This is a genomic window from Streptomyces sp. NPDC051907, from assembly GCF_040681075.1.
Classification (GTDB): Bacteria; Actinomycetota; Actinomycetes; order Streptomycetales; family Streptomycetaceae; genus Streptomyces.
Genome location: NZ_JBFAYB010000082.1, coordinates 1 through 17,673 on the forward strand (window position 1 = coordinate 1; position 17,673 = coordinate 17,673).

A 17,673-nucleotide genomic window follows, 5' to 3' on the forward strand; every position below is an offset into this window, starting at 1 on the left:
CCGGACGGAGCCGCACACAATCAGCCCCGCCGGCGATTGAGGCGCAAACCAAGCCCCGCCGGCGATTGAGGCGCGGGGTCCGGGGCAGCGCCCCGCGGGTCGCCCGCGCAGGGCATGTCACCGTCGCCCCGGGGGGCTCCGCCCCCGTACGCCCTACGGGCGTGTCCTCAATCGCCGGACGGGCTGGGTTTCCCCGGACATGAGCCGCACACAATCAGCCTCGCCGGCGATTGAGGCGCGGGGTCCGGGGCAGCGCCCCGCGGGTCGCCCGCGCAGGTCACGTCGCCCCCACCCCAGCGCGCCCCGCCGCTACTCCGGCTTTTCGAACTCGTACGCCTCGACCTCCGCGATCAGACGCGCCCGGCGCTCCTCGTCGTCGTCCAGGAACGACGCCTCGAAGGAGTTGCGCGCCAACTCGCGCAGCCGCTCGTCGTCCAGCGCCAGCGCCTCGTGCACCGCGTGGAAGGTGTCGCCGACGTAGCCGCCGAAGTACGCCGGGTCGTCGGAGTTGACCGTGCAGAGCAGCCCCGCGTCCATCATCCGGGCCAGCGGGTGGTCCTCCAGCGTGTCGACGGCCCGTAGGCGCACGTTCGACAGCGGGCACAGGGTCAGCGGGATCCGCTCCCGCACCAGCCGCTCCACCAGCTCCGCGTCCTCCATGCAGCGCAGGCCGTGGTCGACGCGCTCGACGCCGAGGAGGTCGAGCGCCTCTCGGATGTACGCCGGCGGTCCCTCCTCGCCCGCGTGCGCCACCTTGCGCAGCCCGAGCGCGGCCGCCGCCTCGTACACCTCGCGGAACTTCGACGGCGGATGCCCCGCCTCCGCCGAGTCCAGGCCGACCGCCGTGATCCGGTGCAGATACGGCTTCGCGGCCTCGAGCGTGGCCATCGCCGACTCGGCCGGCTCGTCCCGCAGGAAGCACATGATCAGCCGCGTGGAGACGCCGTGCCGCTCCTCGGCGTGGTCGAGCGCGCGGGACAGGCCCTCGACGACCGTGCCGATCGCCACGCCCCGGGCGGTGTGCGCCTGCGGGTCGAAGAAGATCTCCGCGTGGCGCACGCCCTGCCCGGCCGCGCGCTCCAGATACGCCTCGGCGAGCGCGGCGAAGTCGTCCTCGGTGCGCAGCACGGCCATCAGGCCGTAGTACAGGTCGAGGAAGGACTGGAGGTCCTCGAAGAGATAGGCGCGGCGGAGCGCGTCGGCGTCCGCGTACGGCAGCGTCACGCCGTTGCGCGCGGCGAGCGCGAAGGCGAGTTCCGGTTCGAGGGTGCCTTCGATATGAAGGTGGAGTTCGGCCTTGGGGAGGGGCATCACCCCATGCTAGGCCGTCGGCGGCTCAGGTCCGTTTGGGCACGGGGATGCGCCACAGGTCCTTGGCGACGCTCAGCTCGCCCTCGAAACCGGCCGCGCGGGCCTGGCGCTCGAAGTCGTCGGGGTCGCTGTAACGCTGCGAGAAGTGGGTCAGCACCAGATGCCGCACACCCGCGTCACGGGCCGCGCGGGCGGCCTGTCCGGCGGTCAGATGGCCGTGCTCGACGGCCAGTCGCTCGTCCTCGTCCAGGAAGGTGGACTCGATGACGAGCAGATCGCAGCCCTCGGCGAGGGCGTGCACGCCGTCGCACAGCCGGGTGTCCATGACGAACGCGACGCGCTGCCCGCGCCGGACCTCGCTGACGTCGTCGACGCTGACGCCGCCGACCTCGCCCTCGCGCAGCAGTCGGCCGACGTCCGGGCCCTTGATACCGTGCGCGGCGAGCTTCTCGGGCAGCATCCGGCGGCCGTCCGGCTCGATCAGGCGGTAGCCGTACGACTCGACGGGGTGCGAGAGCCTGCGCGCTTCGAGGGTGTACGAAGCGGTCTGGGCGAGCACTCCGTCGACGGCGACCGGGGTCTGGGTCAGCTTGACGGTCTCGCGGTAGGCGGTGGCGTACCGCAGCCGGTCGAAGAAGTGCTGTCCGCTCGCCGGGTAGTGGGCGGACACCTCGTGCGGGACCCGGTCGAGGTTGATCCGCTGGATCACTCCGGCGAGGCCGAGCGAGTGGTCGCCGTGGAAGTGCGTGACGCAGATCCGGTTGATGTCGTGCGCGGCGACGCCGGCCCGGAGCATCTGGCGCTGGGTGCCCTCGCCGGGGTCGAAGAGGATGCCCTCGCCGTCCCAGCGGAGCAGATAGCCGTTGTGGTTGCGGTGCCGGGTCGGAACCTGGCTGGCGGTGCCGAGGACGACCAACTCGCGTACGGACAAGGCGCGCCGCCCGCTATCCGGGAGGCCAGGCGAGCCCGCGGCCGGCCAGGAGGTGGGCGTGCGCGTGGAATACGGTCTGGCCGGCGCCGGAGCCGGTGTTGAAGACGATGCGGTAGCCGCTCTCGACGGCCTTCTCCTGGGCGGCGACCTCGCCCGCCTCGCGCAGCACGTCGGCGACGAGCTCGGGGGCGGCGGCGGCGAGCTCGGCGGCGTCGCGGTAGTGCGCCTTCGGGATGACCAGGACGTGCGTCGGAGCCTGGGGGTTGATGTCGCGGAAGGCGACGACGGTCTCGGTCTCCTTCACGACGGTGGCGGGCACCTCGCCTGCGACGATCTTGCAGAACAGGCAGTCGGCCTGCGCTTCTCCGTGCATGGCGGGGTCCTCCTCGCGTGTGACGGTCACGATCACATGCTATCGGCAGCCCCCGACGGTCCCCTCCCCCGCCTGCCCGCCTCGCCGCACGGGAGCCTCACCTCACGCGTGCCTCGCCGTCCGCGTGCCTCCGCACATCTGCGCCTCGCCACATGCACGCCTCCCCGCCTGCGCGCCTCGCCACATGCACGCCTCGCCGCACGGGACCTCGCCATCCGCGTACCTCCACACATCCGCGCCTCGCCGCACCCGCGCCGCCCGCCTACGGCAGCTCCGGCGCCGTCTTCGCCGGGTTCTCCGACAGGACCGCCAGCGCCATCCGCACCGCCTCGTCCAGCTGCGGGTCCCTGCCGGCCGCGTAGTCCTGGGGGGCCGTCACCACCTCCACGTCCGGGTCCACGCCGTGGTTCTCGACGCCCCAGCCGTAACCCTCCAGCCAGAAGGCGTACTTGGGCTGGGTGACCAGCGTGCCGTCCACCAGCGAGTAGCGGCTGTCGATGCCGATCACGCCGCCCCAGGTCCGGGTGCCCACCACCGGGCCGATGCCGAGCGCCTTGATCGCCGCGTTCACGATGTCGCCGTCCGAGCCCGAGAACTCGTTCGCCACCGCCACCACCGGCCCCCTGGGCGCGTCCTGGGGATAGCTGAGGGGCTGCTTGCCGCGCGGGAGGTCCCAGCCGACGATCCGGCGCGCCAGCTTCTCGACCACCAGCTGCGAGGTGTGGCCGCCGCGGTTCTCCCGCACGTCCACGACCAGGCCCTCGCGGGCCACCTCCACCCGCAGGTCGCGGTGGATCTGCGCCCAGCCCGGCGCCTGCATGTCGGGGACGTGCAGATAGCCCAGCCGGCCCCCGGACTTCTCATGGACGTAGGCACGCCGGTCCGCCACCCAGGCGTGGTAGCGCAGCGGCTCCTCGTCGGCGAGCGGGACGACCACCGCGTGCCGCGGATCGCCGCCGCCCGCAGGCGAGACGGTCAGCTCGACGGGCTTGCCCGCGGCGCCGACCAGCAGCGGGCCGGGACCCGCGGTCGGGTCGACCGGTCTGCCGTCGACCGCGAGGATCGCGTCCCCGGCCCGGATCGCCACGCCGGGGGCGGCGAGCGGCGAGTGGGCCTGCGGGTCGGACGTCTCGGACGGCAGGACGCGGTCGACGCGCCAACTGCCGTCCTCGGCGCGGGAGACGTCCGCGCCGAGCAGCCCCTGGCGGGTGGCGCTGGAGCCGTACCCGCCTCTGGGGGAGACGTAGGCGTGCGAGGTGCCGAGCTCCCCCTGCACCTCCCAGAGCAGGTCGATCAGGTCGTCGTGGGTGGCCACCCGGTCGAGGACCGGGCGGTAGCGGTCCAGCACGCCGTCCCAGTCCACTCCGCCGAGGTCGGCCCGCCAGAAGTTGTCCCGCATCAGCCGGCCGGCCTCGTCGTACATCTGCCGCCACTCGGCGGCGGGGTCGACGCTGCTGCGCACCCGCGACAGGTCCACGGTGACATGGGTGTCGCCGTCCTCGTCGCGCGAGGCCCTGCGGTCGCTGGGCACGACCTTGAGCTTGCCGTCGGCGTGGAGCAGCACCCGTCGGCCGTCGCCGCTGACGGCGAAGCGGCCCGCGTCGCCGCAGAGTTCCTCGACGCGCTGCTGGACCAGGTCGTACCGCTCCAACACCGTCTTGGGTCCCGGGTCGTCGGGGGTGGCCCTGGTCGTGCCGAGGACGCCGCGCAGCGGGTGGCGCAGCCACAGCAGGCCGTCCTTGGCCGCGCGCAGCGTGGAGTAGCGGGCCGCCTCGACCGGGAAGGGGACTATTCGGTCGGCGAGCCCTTCGAGGTCGATGCGGGTGACGGGGACGCTGGAGTCCTCGCCGTCCTGCTGGTGGTCCTTGTCCGCCTCGAAGGCCCGGCCGTGCCGCTGCGGCCCGAAGGGCGAGGGCGTCGTCGCGGCGAGCGTGATCAGGTGCGGCCGGCAGCCGCCGACGAAGGCGAGGTCGAAGACGTGTGTGTCGTAGACCGGGTCGAAGGCCCGCTCGGACAGGAACGCCAGATGCCGGCCGTCGAGCGTGAAGGCGGGCTGGAAGTCGGCGAAGCGCAGCGGGGTCGCCTCCGAGACCGGCAGGTCCCCGGTGTTGGCGAGCTTGAGGTGGCGCAGCGGCGGCGGTCCGGGGTGCGACCAGGCGAGCCAGCCCGAGTCGGGCGAGAAGACCAGGCCGTTCGCCTCGCCGTGGTCGCTGCGGTCGACCTCGCGCACCTCGCCCGACTCGCGCTCGACGAGCAGCACCCGGCCGTCGTGCGAGGCGACGGCGGCCCGGCTGCCGTCGGGCGCGACGGCGAGGCTGAGGACCCGGCCGAGCCGTCCCGCGCCGAGCCTGCGCGGCGGGGCGCCGGGCGCGCGGCCGGTGGCCGGGGCGAACTCGAGCGCGTCGTCGCCCTCCGCGTCGGTGACCCATACGACGTGCTCCTCGCCCTCCACCCGGAAGGTGCGGGGCAGCCGGGCCCGTACGCCCGGCTGCGCGGCGAGCGAGCGCGCCGGCCCCTCGCGGTGGGTGACCCAGTGCACGCCGCCGCGGACCTCCACGGCGCTGCCGCGGCCGGTGTGGTCGGGGGCGGCGGCGCCCAGGTACCAGTCGGCGTTGACGGGCCGGGGGCGCAGGTCGGTGCGCTGGCCGCCGAGGCGGACGTCGAGGCGGCGCGGCTCGGCGGCGTCGAGGTCGTCGAGCAGCCACAGCTCGCCGGCACTGGCGTAGGCGACGCGCGTGCCGTCGGTGGCCGCGTGGCGGGCGTAGAAGCCGTCGACGCCGGTGTGGCGCCGCAGGTCCGAGCCGTCGGGCCGGGAGGAGTAGAGCGCGCCGACGCCCTCGTGGTCGCTGAGGAACGCGATGCGCTCCCCCACCCACAGGGGGTACTCGATGTTGCCGTCGAGCTCCTCGTGCACGCGGACGAACTCGCCCTCGCCCGCCCGGTCGATCCACAGCTTGCCCGCCGTGCCGCCCCGGTAGCGCTTCCAGGCGGCGGCCTCGCGGCCCATCGTCGCCGAGAGCAGCAGGATGTGCGGACCGTACGCCACGTCGCCGACCGGGCCGTACGGCAGCCTGGCCGCCGGTCCGCCGTCGAGCGGCACGGCCCGCGCCCAGCTGCGGCGCAGCGAGGCCTCGCCGTACGCGCTGATCGCCAGGACGTCGCCGTCCGGGGTCCAGCCCCGCACGGAGGTCTTCGGGCTGCCCCAGTAGGTGAGCCGCCGCGAGGGCCCGCCCTCGACGGGGGCGACATGGACCTCGGGCGCGCCGTCGCGCAGGGACGTCCAGGCGACGTGGACGCCGTCGGGCGAGATCCGCGGGTGGCCGACCGGCACGTTGTCGGCGCTCACGCGCCAGGCGCGGCCGCCGTCGAGGGGCGCGACCCAGACGTCGTCCTCCGCGGCGAAGGCGATCAGCTCGCCGTGGAGGTCGGGGTATCGGAAGTACGCGAGGTGGCTCGACGGCTGCGTCACACGGTCACCCTAGGCAGCGGCATGGGGCGCGTCCAAGGGGTTCGATCACTTCGACTGCTGTGGCGGAGGGTCGGGCGTCGCGGTGACCGTGACGGTCTCGGTGACGGTGACGCCGGGGCGCGGAGCGGTGGTGGGGCGGTGGGTGGCGGGCGGGGTGTTCGAGGGGGCGGCGGAGCAGTCTCCGAGCAGGGTGGCCTGGAAGACGACCTTCTTGTCCACCTTGGCGGTCAGGTCGCCGCGCACGCACCGGCCCGCCTTCTCCTCGGTGACCTTGCCGGTGAGGGTGATGTCCTGGCCGGAGGCGGTCTCGCCGTTGCAGTCGACCTCGGCCGCCCGGCCCGAGGCGGGCGGCGCGCTCGCCCTGGCCGGCTTCGTCCCCGAGGACTTCGTCCTGGACGGCTTCGTCCCGCCGGTGAGCTTCGCCGTGCAGGTGAGCCAGCGGACGTCGAACTCAAGGCGTTCGAGGGTGCTGGTCGCCGTCTTGTCGGTGGTGACCGCTACGGCGACGGCGCTCAGCCCGTCGGCGGCCGGCTCGCACGCGGCGGCGCCGACGATCGCCGCGCCGACGGCGGCCACCGCGCTGAGCGTCCGCCGGTGAAGTGTCGTTGCCCGCATGGAGGGAGCCTCCCACCACACCCGCGGCCGCGGAAGACCGCTTGCGGCCACTGCGGGGCGGGCGTCAGGACCAGCGGCCGGTGCGTCCCAGCAGGAGGGCCGCGGCGGCGGTGCCCGCGGTGGAGGTGCGCAGCACGCTGCGGCCGAGCCGGTAGGGCTTCGCGCCGGCGGCGGCGAACGCCGCCAACTCCTCGGGGGACACGCCCCCTTCGGGCCCCACGACCAGCACGATCGAGCCCTCGGCGGGGAGTTCGGCGGTGGCCAGCGGCTCGGCGCCCTCCTCGTGGAGCACGGCCGCGAAGTCCGCTTCGGCCAGAAGTGAGGCAACCTGCTTGGTGGTCGCGGCGTCCGCGACCTCGGGGAAGCGGAGCCTGCGGGACTGCTTGCCCGCCTCGCGCGCGGTGGCCCGCCACTTGGCGAGGGACTTCGCCCCGCGCTCGCCCTTCCACTGGGTGATGCAGCGCGCGGCGGCCCAGGGCACGACCGCGTCCACGCCGGTCTCCGTCATGGTCTCCACCGCGAGCTCGCCGCGGTCGCCCTTGGGGAGCGCCTGGACGACGGTGATACGCGGCGTGGGCTCGGGCTCCTGGCGCAGCTCGGCGATCTCCGCCTCGAGCCGGTCCTTGCCCTCGACGGCGGCGACGGCGCCGTAGCCCCCGGCGCCCTTGCCGTCGGTCAGCACGATCTCCTCGCCGACGCGCAGCCTGCGGACGGAGACGGCGTGCCGGCCCTCCGGGCCGTCGAGCGTGACGCGGCCGGCGGCGACCCGGTCGACGACGAAGACGGGCGCGGTCACCGGCCGCCGCCCAGCGCGAGGGCGGCCCGGGCGGAGTCCGTCTCGGCGACGAGGACCTCGACGAGCTGCCCGGCGGGCAGCTCGCGCGCCAGCCGGTGCCCCTGGCCGGCCCACAGGGCCATGCCCTGGGGGTCGCCCGCCTTGGCGGCGGCCTTGCGCAGACCGCTGGTCAGGTGGTGGACCTCGGGGTAGGCGGCGGGGGCGTACGGGCCGTGCTCGCGCATGAACCGGTTGACGAGCCCGCGGGCGGGCCGGCCGGAGAAGGCGCGGGTCAGCTCGGTGCGTACGAACAGGGGGTTGGTCATGGCCTGCTTGTGCAGGGCGCTCGCCCCGGACTCGGGGGCGACCAGGAAGGCGGTGCCGAGCTGGGCGGCGGACGCGCCGGCCGCGAGGACGCCGGCGATCTGGCCGCCGCGCATCAGCCCGCCCGCCGCGACGATCGGCAGCGTGACGGTCTCGCGGATCAGCGCGACGAGGGTGAGCAGTCCCACGCCTGCGCCGTCGGACTCGGGGTCGTCGCGGTGGGTGCCCTGGTGGCCGCCGGCCTCGACGCCCTGCACGCACACGGCGTCGGTGCCGGCCCACTGGGCGGCCTGGGCCTCTTCGGGCGTGGTGACGGTCACGACGGTGAGGGTCCCGGCCTTGGCGAAGGACGCCAGGACGTCGCGGGTGGGGCAGCCGAAGGTGAAGGAGACGACGGGGACGGGGTCGTCGAGCAGGATGGCGAGCTTGGCCTCGTACCCGTCGTCGCGTCCGCTGTCGGGGTCGCCGAGGGGGGTCTCGTACCAGGCGGCCTCGCCGGCCAGCTGGTGCCGGTAGACCTCGACGGCCGCGGCGTCGGCGGTGTGGGGCTGGGGCATGAAGAGGTTCACGCCGAAGGGGCGGGAGGTCAGCCCGCGGACCTGCTTGACCTCCTGGTACATGCCGTCCGCGGTCTTGTACCCGGCGGCCAGGAACCCCAGCCCGCCGGCCTCGGCCACGGCGGCGGCCAAGGGGGGACAGGACGCGCCGCCCGCCATGGGGGCCTGCACGATCGGATGCCGGCAGAGATCGGTCAGTGCGGAGGACATGGGGGCATCGTGCCATGTCCCTGCCGGAGGGCCGAATCGAGCGTTCCGGGGTCTGGAGACGGGAGTTCTCCCTCGCCGCGGCCCCTCCCGGCGCCGCGGGGGCGGGCCCTGTGAGCGCCCGGGGAATGCCCTGGGCGGACACCGGAGAGCCCGGGGAAAGGGGGCGTGGTGCGGGCGGGGCGACCACTCGCACGGGTGGTGCGCGCGGTCGTCCCCGCCCCCCCGCTCCCTCAGGGGGAGCAGCGCTCCCCCGGAGGGATCAACGACCGTTGAAGGCGTCCTTCAAGCGGGAGAAGAGCCCCTGCTGACCTGGCTGGAACTGGCCGGTCGGCCGCTCCTCGCCGCGCAGCTTGGCCAGATCCCGCAGCAGCCGCTCCTGATCCTGGTCCAGCTTCGTCGGCGTCGTCACCTCGACGTGGACGATCAGATCGCCCCGGCCGCCGCCGCGCAGGTGCGTGATGCCCCGGCCGTGCAGCGGGATCGACTGGCCCGACTGCGTGCCCGGCCGGATGTCGACCTCCTCCAGGCCGTCCAGCGTCTCCAGCGGGCACTTCGTGCCCAGAGCCGCCGCGGTCATCGGGATCGTCACCGTGCAGTGCAGATCGTCGCCGCGCCGCTGGAACACCGGGTGCGGCAGCTCGTGGATCTCGACGTACAGATCGCCGGCGGGACCGCCGCCGGGGCCGACCTCGCCCTCGCCCGCGAGCTGGATCCGGGTGCCGTTGTCGACGCCCGCCGGGATCTTCACGGTCAGGGTGCGACGGGAGCGGACCCGGCCGTCGCCCGCGCACTCCGGGCACGGCGTCGGCACGACGGTGCCGAAGCCCTGGCACTGCGGGCAGGGCCGCGAGGTCATGACCTGGCCCAGGAAGGACCGGGTGACCTGCGAGACCTCGCCGCGGCCGCGGCACATGTCGCAGGTCTGCGCCGAGGTGCCGGGCGCGGCGCCCTCGCCGCTGCAGGTCGTGCAGACGACCGCGGTGTCGACCTGGATGTCCTTGGTCGTGCCGAAGGCCGACTCGTTGAGCTCGACCTCCAGGCGGATCATGGCGTCCTGGCCGCGCCGCGTACGCGACCTCGGCCCACGCTGCGACGCCGTCCCGAAGAAGGCGTCCATGATGTCGGAGAAGTTTCCGAAGCCGCCCGCGCCGAAGCCGCCCGCGCCGGCGCCGCCCGCCTGCGAGAGGGGGTCGCCGCCGAGGTCGTAGACCTGCTTCTTCTGCGGGTCCGACAGGACCTCGTAGGCCGCGTTGATCTCCTTGAAGCGCTCTTGCGTCTTCGGGTCCGGGTTCACGTCCGGGTGAAGCTCACGGGCGAGTCGGCGGAAGGCCTTCTTGATCTCGTCCTGCGATGCGTCGCGGCGCACGCCGAGTACGGCGTAGTAGTCCGTGGCCACTTACGACTCCGCCAGGATCTGTCCGACGTAACGTGCCACTGCGCGTACCGCTCCCATCGTTCCGGGGTAGTCCATGCGGGTCGGTCCGACCACGCCGAGTTTGGCAACTGCCTCGTCGCCCGAACCGTAGCCGACCGAGACGACGGACGTTGAGTTGAGTCCCTCGTGGGCGTTCTCGTGACCGATCCGGACAGTCACGCCCATACCGCCCGACTCCTTGGCCTCGCCGAGCAGCTTGAGGAGCACCACATGCTCCTCGAGCGCCTCGAGCACCGGCCTGATCGTCAGCGGGAAATCGTGCCCGAAGCGGGTGAGATTGGCGGTGCCGCCGATCACGAGCCGCTCCTCAGTCTCCTCCACCAGCGTCTCGAGCAGGATCGCGAGCACCGTGGAGACGGTCCCGCGGTCCTCCGGCTCGAAGGACTCGGGCAGGTCCTGCACCAGCTGCGGCACGTCGGAGAAGCGCCGCCCGACGACCCGGCTGTTGAGCCGGGCCCGCAGATCGGCGAGCGAGGTCTCGCCGAAGGGGGCGGGGCAGTCGATCATGCGCTGTTCGACCCGTCCGGTGTCCGTGATCAGCACGAGCATCAGACGGGCGGGCGCGAGGGAGAGAAGTTCCACATGCCGGACCGTGGACCGGGTCAGCGAGGGGTACTGGACGACGGCGACCTGCCGGGTCAGCTGCGCCAGCAGCCGCACCGTACGGCCGACCACGTCGTCCAGGTCCACCGCGCCGTCCAGGAAGTTCTGGATCGCGCGGCGCTCCGGCGCCGACAGCGGCTTGACGCCCGCCAGCCTGTCGACGAAGAGCCGGTAGCCCTTGTCCGTGGGGATGCGCCCGGCGCTCGTGTGCGGCTGGGCGATGAACCCTTCCTCCTCGAGCACCGCCATGTCGTTGCGGACGGTGGCCGGGGAGACGCCCAGCTTGTGCCGCTCGGTCAGGGCCTTGGAGCCGACGGGCTCCTCGGTGCCGACATAGTCCTGGACGATGGCGCGCAGCACCTCGAGTCTGCGTTCGCTGAGCATCGCGCACACCTCCAGCTGGTTTCCTCGGTGGTTGCCTGGCACTCGATGCGTGTGAGTGCCAAGTTTTCCCCGTGCCAGTGTACGGCCGCGGGGTACGCCTCTAGCAAGGGCCGCTAGAGGGCGGCCGACCACGCTACCGTGCGCCGACGCAGGTCGTTTGCCAGTAGCGTCGCCGCATGGACGTCAGTTGGGAAGAGTTCGGCTGGGAGCGGCTGGCCGACGGGGTGGGCAGGCGACGCCTGCCGATATGGGACGCCACCGTCGGATTGATCGTCGGCGAGGACTCAGTCCTCATGTACGACACGGGTTCCACGGTCCGCGAGGGCGCGGAGCTGCGCGCCCAGGCGCAGGCGCTGCTGGGGGGCCGGCGGGTGACGCATATCGCACTGAGCCATCCCCACTTCGACCACATTCTGGGGACGGCGGCGTTCGCGGGGGCGGAGGTGTTCGGCGCGGTGGGCGTCGACGCGCTGATGCGGCGCGAGCGGGACGACATCCGCCGCTCCGCGGTGGCCCAGGGGGTCGCCGGGGCCGAGGCGGCGGAGGCGGCCGATCTGCTGGTCGCGCCGGCGCATCTGGTGAGCGGGGAGTGGACGCTGGACCTGGGCGGCCGCCAGGTGCTGCTGGCGAACGTCGGGCCGGGCCACTCGGGGCACGATCTGGCGGTGCTCGTGCCGGGGAGCCCGGAGGTGGTCTTCTGCGGCGACCTGGTGGAGGAGTCCGGCGACCCGCAGGCGGGCAGCGACGCGATCGTCTCCCGCTGGCCGGCCGCGCTGGACCGGCTGCTGTCGCTGGGGGGCGAGGAGGCGGTGTACGTGCCCGGGCACGGCGCGGCGGTCGACGCGTCGTTCGTACGCGCTCAACGGGATGTGCTGGCGGCGCGTTTCGGGGTGTCGTAGCGTCTGGCGAATGCGCAGCTACAGCCCCGATCTGACCCCGCCCTGGAAGAAGTCGCAGCCCGCGCCGGAGGTGCCGGCGGAGCCCGACCTGGTCGTGGAGGAGGTCTCCACCGGCTTCTGCGGCGCGGTGATCCGCTGCGAGGCGGGGACGGTGACGCTGGAGGACCGCTTCGGCAAGCACCGGGTCTTCCCGCTGACGGCGAGGGGCTTCCTGCTGGAGGGGCGGACGGTAACGCTCGTACGCCCCACGCAGTCGCCGGGCCGCCCGACCCGCACGGCCTCCGGCTCCGTCGCCGTCCCCGGCGCGCGAGCGCGGGTGGCACGGGCGAGCCGCATCTACGTGGAGGGCCGCCACGACGCGGAGCTGGTGGAGAAGGTGTGGGGCGACGACCTGCGGATCGAGGGGGTCGTCGTGGAGTACCTGGAGGGCGTCGACGACCTCCCCGCGATCGTCGCGGACTTCGCCCCGGGCCCGGACGCGCGCCTGGGCGTCCTGGTGGACCACCTGGTCCCGGGCTCGAAGGAGTCCCGCATCGCGGCGTCCGTCACGGACCCGCATGTACTGGTGGTCGGCCACCCCTACATCGACGTCTGGGAGGCGGTGAAGCCGTCGTCCCTGGGCATCGAGTCCTGGCCGACGGTCCCCCGGGGCCAGGACTGGAAGACGGGCGTCTGCCGCGCCCTGGGCTGGCCGGAGAACACGGGCGCGGCCTGGCAGCGCGTCTTGTCCCGAGTCCACACCTACAAGGACCTGGAGCCGGCGCTGCTGGGGAGGGTGGAGGAACTGATCGACTTCGTCACGGCGAGGTAGGGGGGTCGGGGGCGGGACCGACATCCCGGGGCGCTGCCCCGGACCCTGCGCCTCAATCGCCGGCGAGGCTGAATGTGTGCGGGCAACCTGCGGGCTGAGGTTCCGCCTCAAGCGCCGGCGAGGCTGAGAGTGCGGGCACCCGCAAGCTGAGGTTCGCCTCAAGCGCCGGCGAGGCTGAATGTCTGCGGGCCACCCGCGGGGCGCTGCCCCGGACCCCGCGCCTCAAACGCCGGCGGGGCTTGATGTGCGCCTCAAGCGCCAGCGGGGCCGAGGTTGCCCGGCGGGCTGATTTCCGCGCCCGCAAGGGCGGGGAAATCAAGCCCGTCCGGCGTTTGAGGACACGGCCGAAGGCCGTACGGGGCCTGGGGGCGCAGCCCCCAGTTACGGGAAGGGGCGGGGCAGGGGAGAGACTCAGTCCACCAGCCCCCGCACCACCCCGTCCGCCAACAACCGCCCCCGCAACGTCAGCACCCCCCACCCCGCCTCATACGCCCCCCGCTCCAGCAGCCCGTCCGCCAGTGCGCTCGTCGCCGAGGCGAGGCCTGCCGGGCGGAGCAGGGTCAGGGGGACGCCGTCGCGCAGGCGCAGCTCCAGCAGGATGCGCTCCACCCGGCGGTCCTCCGCCGAGAGGAGCTCGCGGCCCGCCCCCGGCGACCGGCCCTCCGCGAGCGCGGCGGCGTACGCGCCGGGGTGCTTCACGTTCCACCAGCGGACGCCACCGACGTGGCTGTGCGCGCCGGGGCCCGCGCCCCACCAGTCCGCGCCGCGCCAGTACAGCTCGTTGTGCAGGCAGCGGCCCGCCGGGGTGGTCGCCCAGTTCGAGACCTCGTACCAGTCGAAGCCCGCCTCCGCGAGCACCTCGTCGGCGATCAGATAGCGGTCCGCGTGCACGTCGTCGTCGGTCATCGGCACCTCGCCGCGGCGGATCCGCCGCGCCAGCTGGGTGCCCTCCTCGACGATCAGCGCGTAGGCGCTGACGTGGTCGGGCCCCGCTCCGACCGCCGCCGCGAGGGTGGCGCGCCAGTCGTCGTCGCTCTCGCCCGGCGTGCCGTAGATCAGGTCCAGGTTCACGTGGTCGAAACCCGCCGCCCGCGCCTCCGCCACGCACGCCTCGGGCCGGCCGGGGGTGTGGGTGCGGTCCAGGACCTTCAGCACGTGCTGGCGGGCGCTCTGCATCCCGAAGGAGATCCGGTTGAAGCCGCCCTCGCGGAGCTCCGCCAGATACGCCGGGTCGACCGACTCCGGGTTGGCCTCGGTGGTGATCTCCGCGTCGTCCGCGAGCCCGAACTCCTGTCGTACGGCGTCCAGCATCCGTACGAGGTCGCCCGCGGCCAGCAGCGTCGGCGTGCCGCCGCCGACGAACACCGTCCGCACCTGCCGCGGGTCGTCGCCCAGCACCTTGCGGGCCAGCCGGATCTCGTCCGCGACCGTGTCCGCGTAGTTGTCGCGCGAGGCGAGGACGCCTCCCGAGCTGCGCAGCTCGGTCGCCGTATAGGTGTTGAAGTCGCAGTAGCCGCAGCGCGTCGCGCAGTACGGCACGTGCAGATAGAAGGCGAGCGGCCGGTCCCCGGCGCCGTCGAGCGCGGACGCGGGCAGCGCGCCGTCCTCGGGCATGGGCTCACCATCGGGCAGTACGGAAGGCATGCCCCCATTGTCCCGTACGGCGCGAGGCCGCAGCGCCGACCGCCGATCGCCGCCCGATCGCCGCCCGGGGACCGCCGCCCCCGCCCCTCCCCGCCCCTCACCGCGCCTGGAGCACCAGCAGCGCCAGATCGTCCTGCGGCGGCCGCTCCGCGAAGTCGTACACCGTCTGTCTGATCCGCTCCGCCACCCCCTGCGCCGTCAGCCCCGCGCAGCCGGCCAGCACCTGGGCGAGCCCGTCCCCGTCGTCGAGCATCCGGGGCCCCGAGCGGCGCTCCGTCACCCCGTCCGTCACACAGAGCAGGGTGTCGCCGGGAGCGAGGTCGAAGATCTGGCTCTGGTACGAGACGTCGTCGACGACCCCGAGCAGCACCTGCGGCTCCGCCGCCGGGCGGACCGAGCCGTCGGGCCGCAGCAGCAGCGGCAGCGGATGCCCCGCGCTGGCCAGCGTGCACCGCACGCCCCCGTCGCCGCGGGGCGACGGGGCGAGCTCGCCGTACAGCAGGGAGAGGAACCGCGGCTGCGACCCCTCCGTCACGTCCTGGCCGCCCGCCGCGGCGACCATCAGCGCGGCCGACTCGGCGGCCTCCATCGCGTCGTCGAGGAGCAGCCGGTTCAGCCGGTCGAGGACCTGGCCGACGGGGTATCCCTCGCGGGCGAGCAGGCGCAGCCAGGGTCGGGCGAGGCCGGTGACGACCGCGGCCTCGGGGCCGCTGCCCTGGACGTCGCCGAGCATGAAGCACCAGCGGCCGCCGGGGCCCGCGGGGAAGATGTCGTAGAAGTCGCCGCCCGCGACGCCGTCGTCGCTGGGCTCGTAGATCAGGAACCGGTCCACGCCGGGGATCTGGCCGACCTTGCCGGGCAGCAGACCGCGCTGGAGGACCCGGCTGATGGTGGCCTGGCGGGCGTACTGGCGGGCCGCGCTGATCGCCAGGGCCACCCGGCGCGCGAAGTCCTCGATCAGCGCGGTGACCTCGTCGGGCGCACGGGCCAGCCCGTGCCGTGCGACGAGCAGCGTGCCCAGGGCCCGGCCGCCGGCGATCAGGCGGTACGCGACCGCCGTGCCCTCGCCCACGCCCGGCTCGCCCTCGCGGGGCCAGGGAAGGGACACGGGCCCGTTGCGCGGGTCCTCAGGGAGCAGCGGGGGCTCCTTCTCGAGCACCTCGCGCAGCCGCTCGATCCGGGACTCGTCGGCGTGCCAGACCCTGGCGAGGCGGGGCGCGGACCCCACCGCCCCGGCCGCGGGGCTCCAGCCCACGCGTCCGGCCTCGCCGTCCAGCCAGATGGCGCACCAGTCGGCCAGACGCGGCACCAGCAGCTGTCCGGCGAGGGCCGCGACCAGGTCCTCGTCGAGCTGGCCGGCGAGCAGGTCGGAGGCCTCGGCGAGGAAGGAGAGGGCGCCGCGGCTGCCGATGCCCTGGTCGGAGCGGTCGTCGCGGACCGCGCGGCGCGGGGAGGGGGCGAGGATCTCGGCGGCGCGCAGGCCGCGCCGGAGGGCGGGCTCGACGCCGGGGCGGCGGCAGGAGTCCCAGCCGTCGACGGGCAGCCGGGCCCAGACGCTCTTGAGGGCGGGGCGGTAGGTGATGCCCCAGCAGTCGGCCAGGGCGGCGACGAGGTGGAGGCCGCGGCCGTACTCGGGTCCGCCGGCCGGCTCGCCGGCGCGGCTCGCTCCGCCCGGCGCCCCCGCTCGTTCCCCCTCTCGTGCCCCGGCTCGCGCTCCGTCGCGGGCGCTGTGCGGGGCGCCGGGCGGCTCGGGGTACCCGGCGTGCGGCTCGTTCCGCACGGCCCGGGTGGGGTGGTGGTCCGACACCTCGATCATCAGGGTCGCGGGGTCGCCGTCCGTCGACTCCTCGAGTCTGCACAGGAGTTCGACGGTGGTGCCCGCGTGCACGACGGCGTTGGTGACGAGCTCGTTGACGATGAGGACGGCGTCGTCGGCGAGCCGGTCCGTGCTGTGGCTCCCGGGCGGGCAGCCGCCCGCTCCCCGGCAGAAGGCGCACGTCGCGAGCAGCCCCAGGTTCGTCCAGTCGGCGAGCGCGGCCCGCACGAACCGCCGCGCGGCCGACGGCGCGAGCGGATTGCCCGGCAGGCTGGTGCGCGCGACCGACCTCTTGTCACCCCGGAAGGCGTACAGCGGAGTTGAGCGGTGGACGGTCTCGCGCGGCATCGGAATCGGCCCCACTGTGCGGCTCCCGGTCGGTTCTGGCAATGCGCCGCTTCTGACACCGACAGAGTGACAGACTGAGCCTGCCCATAAGCGCCGAGTCACCGAAGTGGGCGGATATGAACAGAGACAGCGCAGTTCCGCCCGGGCAGCCCCCCTCTCGGCCGCCCGCCCAGAACGCTCACGACGCGACCGGCACTCCCGACGGAGGCTGGATACGCGCCTCCGAGCTGCGTCCGCTGCTGGCCGCGATGACGGTCATGCGGGACGGAGACTTCCGAATACGCGTGGCGGAGACGCACGAAGGCATGCCCGCGGAGCTGGCCGCGGTGTTCAACCAGATCGCCGTGCGCAACCAGCACTTCACGGACGAGCTGACGCGGGTCCGCCGGGAGGTGGTGCGGCACGGCCGGCTCGACGACCGGCTGTCGGCCAGCCCCGGCCAGGGGGCCTGGACCTCCAGCGTCAGCAGTACGAACACCCTGCTGGACGCCCTGGTGGTGCCCGCGGCGAACGCCACACGGGTGCTGGACGCGGTGGCCGGCGGCGATCTGACCCAGCGGGTCGATCTGCACGACGGCAGCCGGCAGTTACGGGGAGACCTGCGCCGGCTGGGCCGCGCGGTGAACAAGATGGTCGACCAGCTGTCCCTCTTCACCGGCGAGGTGACGCGGGTGGCGCGCGAGGTCGGCACGGAGGGCAGGCTCGGGGGCCGGGCCAAGGTGCAGGGCCTGTCCGGCAGTTGGCGCGATGTGACCGAGGCCGTCAACACGATGGCGGCGCGGCTGACCGCGCAGGTGCGGGACATCGCGGCGGTGACCACGGCGGTGGCGCGCGGCGATCTGACGCGTACGGTCACGGTCGAGGCGACCGGCGAGCTGCTGGAGCTGAAGCTCACCGTCAACACCATGGTGGACCAGCTCTCCGCCTTCGCCGACGAGGTCACCCGCGTCGCCCGCGAGGTCGGCACCGAGGGTCAGCTGGGCGGCCGGGCGCAGGTCAGGGGCGTCTCCGGGGTCTGGAAGGACCTCACGGACAACGTCAACTTCATGGCGTCCAATCTGACCTCCCAGGTCCGCAACATCGCCCAGGTGACCACGGCCGTCGCCAACGGCGACCTCTCGCAGAAGATCACCGTGGACGCGCAGGGCGAGATCCTGGAGCTCAAGTC

At 74.0% G+C, this 17,673-nt stretch carries 14 protein-coding genes; 3 read left to right on the forward strand and 11 right to left on the reverse strand.

The genetic code is table 11. The annotated features are described in order from the left end of the window. Positions 1 to 309 precede the first annotated feature (309 nt). From AB0M39_RS31510 to hrcA, 9 genes are all read right to left on the reverse strand, one after another. Entirely contained in the window at positions 310 to 1,311 is a 1,002-nt protein-coding gene (locus tag AB0M39_RS31510; protein WP_365369732.1) for an adenosine deaminase, read from the reverse strand. A gap of 25 nt (positions 1,312 to 1,336) precedes the next feature. Then, positions 1,337 to 2,242 (reverse strand): ribonuclease Z, encoded by a 906-nt coding sequence (locus AB0M39_RS31515; protein ID WP_365369734.1) that lies wholly within the window; start codon positions 2,240 to 2,242, stop codon positions 1,337 to 1,339. A gap of 13 nt (positions 2,243 to 2,255) precedes the next feature. Then, positions 2,256 to 2,615 carry a histidine triad nucleotide-binding protein gene (locus AB0M39_RS31520; RefSeq protein ID WP_365369788.1) on the reverse strand — a complete coding sequence of 120 codons (360 nt, stop codon included), beginning with the start codon at positions 2,613 to 2,615 and terminating at the stop codon, positions 2,256 to 2,258. 262 nt (positions 2,616 to 2,877) lie between these two features. Beyond that, positions 2,878 to 6,084 (reverse strand): S41 family peptidase, encoded by a 3,207-nt coding sequence (locus tag AB0M39_RS31525; RefSeq protein WP_365369736.1) that lies wholly within the window; start codon positions 6,082 to 6,084, stop codon positions 2,878 to 2,880. A gap of 45 nt (positions 6,085 to 6,129) precedes the next feature. Then, a complete protein-coding gene (locus AB0M39_RS31530; protein ID WP_365369738.1) occupies positions 6,130 to 6,699 on the reverse strand; it encodes a hypothetical protein in 570 nt (189 codons plus the stop codon). 64 nt (positions 6,700 to 6,763) lie between these two features. Beyond that, a complete protein-coding gene (locus tag AB0M39_RS31535) occupies positions 6,764 to 7,495 on the reverse strand; it encodes a 16S rRNA (uracil(1498)-N(3))-methyltransferase (protein ID WP_365369740.1) in 732 nt (243 codons plus the stop codon). Further along, complete coding sequence (locus AB0M39_RS31540) at positions 7,492 to 8,565, reverse strand: nitronate monooxygenase (protein WP_365369742.1); 1,074 nt, start codon at positions 8,563 to 8,565, stop codon at positions 7,492 to 7,494. The genes AB0M39_RS31535 and AB0M39_RS31540 overlap by 4 nt, the downstream gene beginning before the upstream one ends. 259 nt (positions 8,566 to 8,824) lie before the next feature. After that, positions 8,825 to 9,961, reverse strand: a complete 1,137-nt coding sequence (gene dnaJ, locus AB0M39_RS31545; protein WP_365369744.1) for a molecular chaperone DnaJ — start codon at positions 9,959 to 9,961, stop codon at positions 8,825 to 8,827. After that, positions 9,962 to 10,987, reverse strand: coding sequence for a heat-inducible transcriptional repressor HrcA (gene hrcA / locus AB0M39_RS31550; protein WP_365369746.1), 1,026 nt, complete (start codon positions 10,985 to 10,987; stop codon positions 9,962 to 9,964). Positions 10,988 to 11,163: 176 nt separating this feature from the next. On the opposite strand from hrcA, the gene AB0M39_RS31555 reads away from it, so the two are divergent. Beyond that, positions 11,164 to 11,886: an MBL fold metallo-hydrolase gene (locus AB0M39_RS31555; RefSeq protein ID WP_365369748.1), complete on the forward strand. Its 723-nt coding sequence runs from the start codon at positions 11,164 to 11,166 to the stop codon at positions 11,884 to 11,886. A 10-nt stretch (positions 11,887 to 11,896) separates the two neighbouring features. Further along, the gene (locus AB0M39_RS31560; RefSeq protein WP_365369750.1) at positions 11,897 to 12,697 is read left to right on the forward strand and encodes a DUF3097 domain-containing protein; all 801 of its coding nucleotides are present in this window, start codon (positions 11,897 to 11,899) and stop codon (positions 12,695 to 12,697) included. 411 nt (positions 12,698 to 13,108) lie between these two features. On the opposite strand, the gene hemW is transcribed toward AB0M39_RS31560, so the two are convergent. Beyond that, entirely contained in the window at positions 13,109 to 14,341 is a 1,233-nt protein-coding gene (gene hemW, locus AB0M39_RS31565; protein ID WP_365369752.1) for a radical SAM family heme chaperone HemW, read from the reverse strand. Between the two features lie 97 nt (positions 14,342 to 14,438). After that, a complete protein-coding gene (locus AB0M39_RS31570; protein WP_365369754.1) occupies positions 14,439 to 16,505 on the reverse strand; it encodes a SpoIIE family protein phosphatase in 2,067 nt (688 codons plus the stop codon). A gap of 248 nt (positions 16,506 to 16,753) precedes the next feature. Between AB0M39_RS31570 and AB0M39_RS31575 the strand changes: the two genes are divergently transcribed. Next, positions 16,754 to 17,673: HAMP domain-containing protein (locus AB0M39_RS31575; RefSeq protein ID WP_365369790.1), on the forward strand; the 920-nt coding region annotated here is incomplete at its 3' end.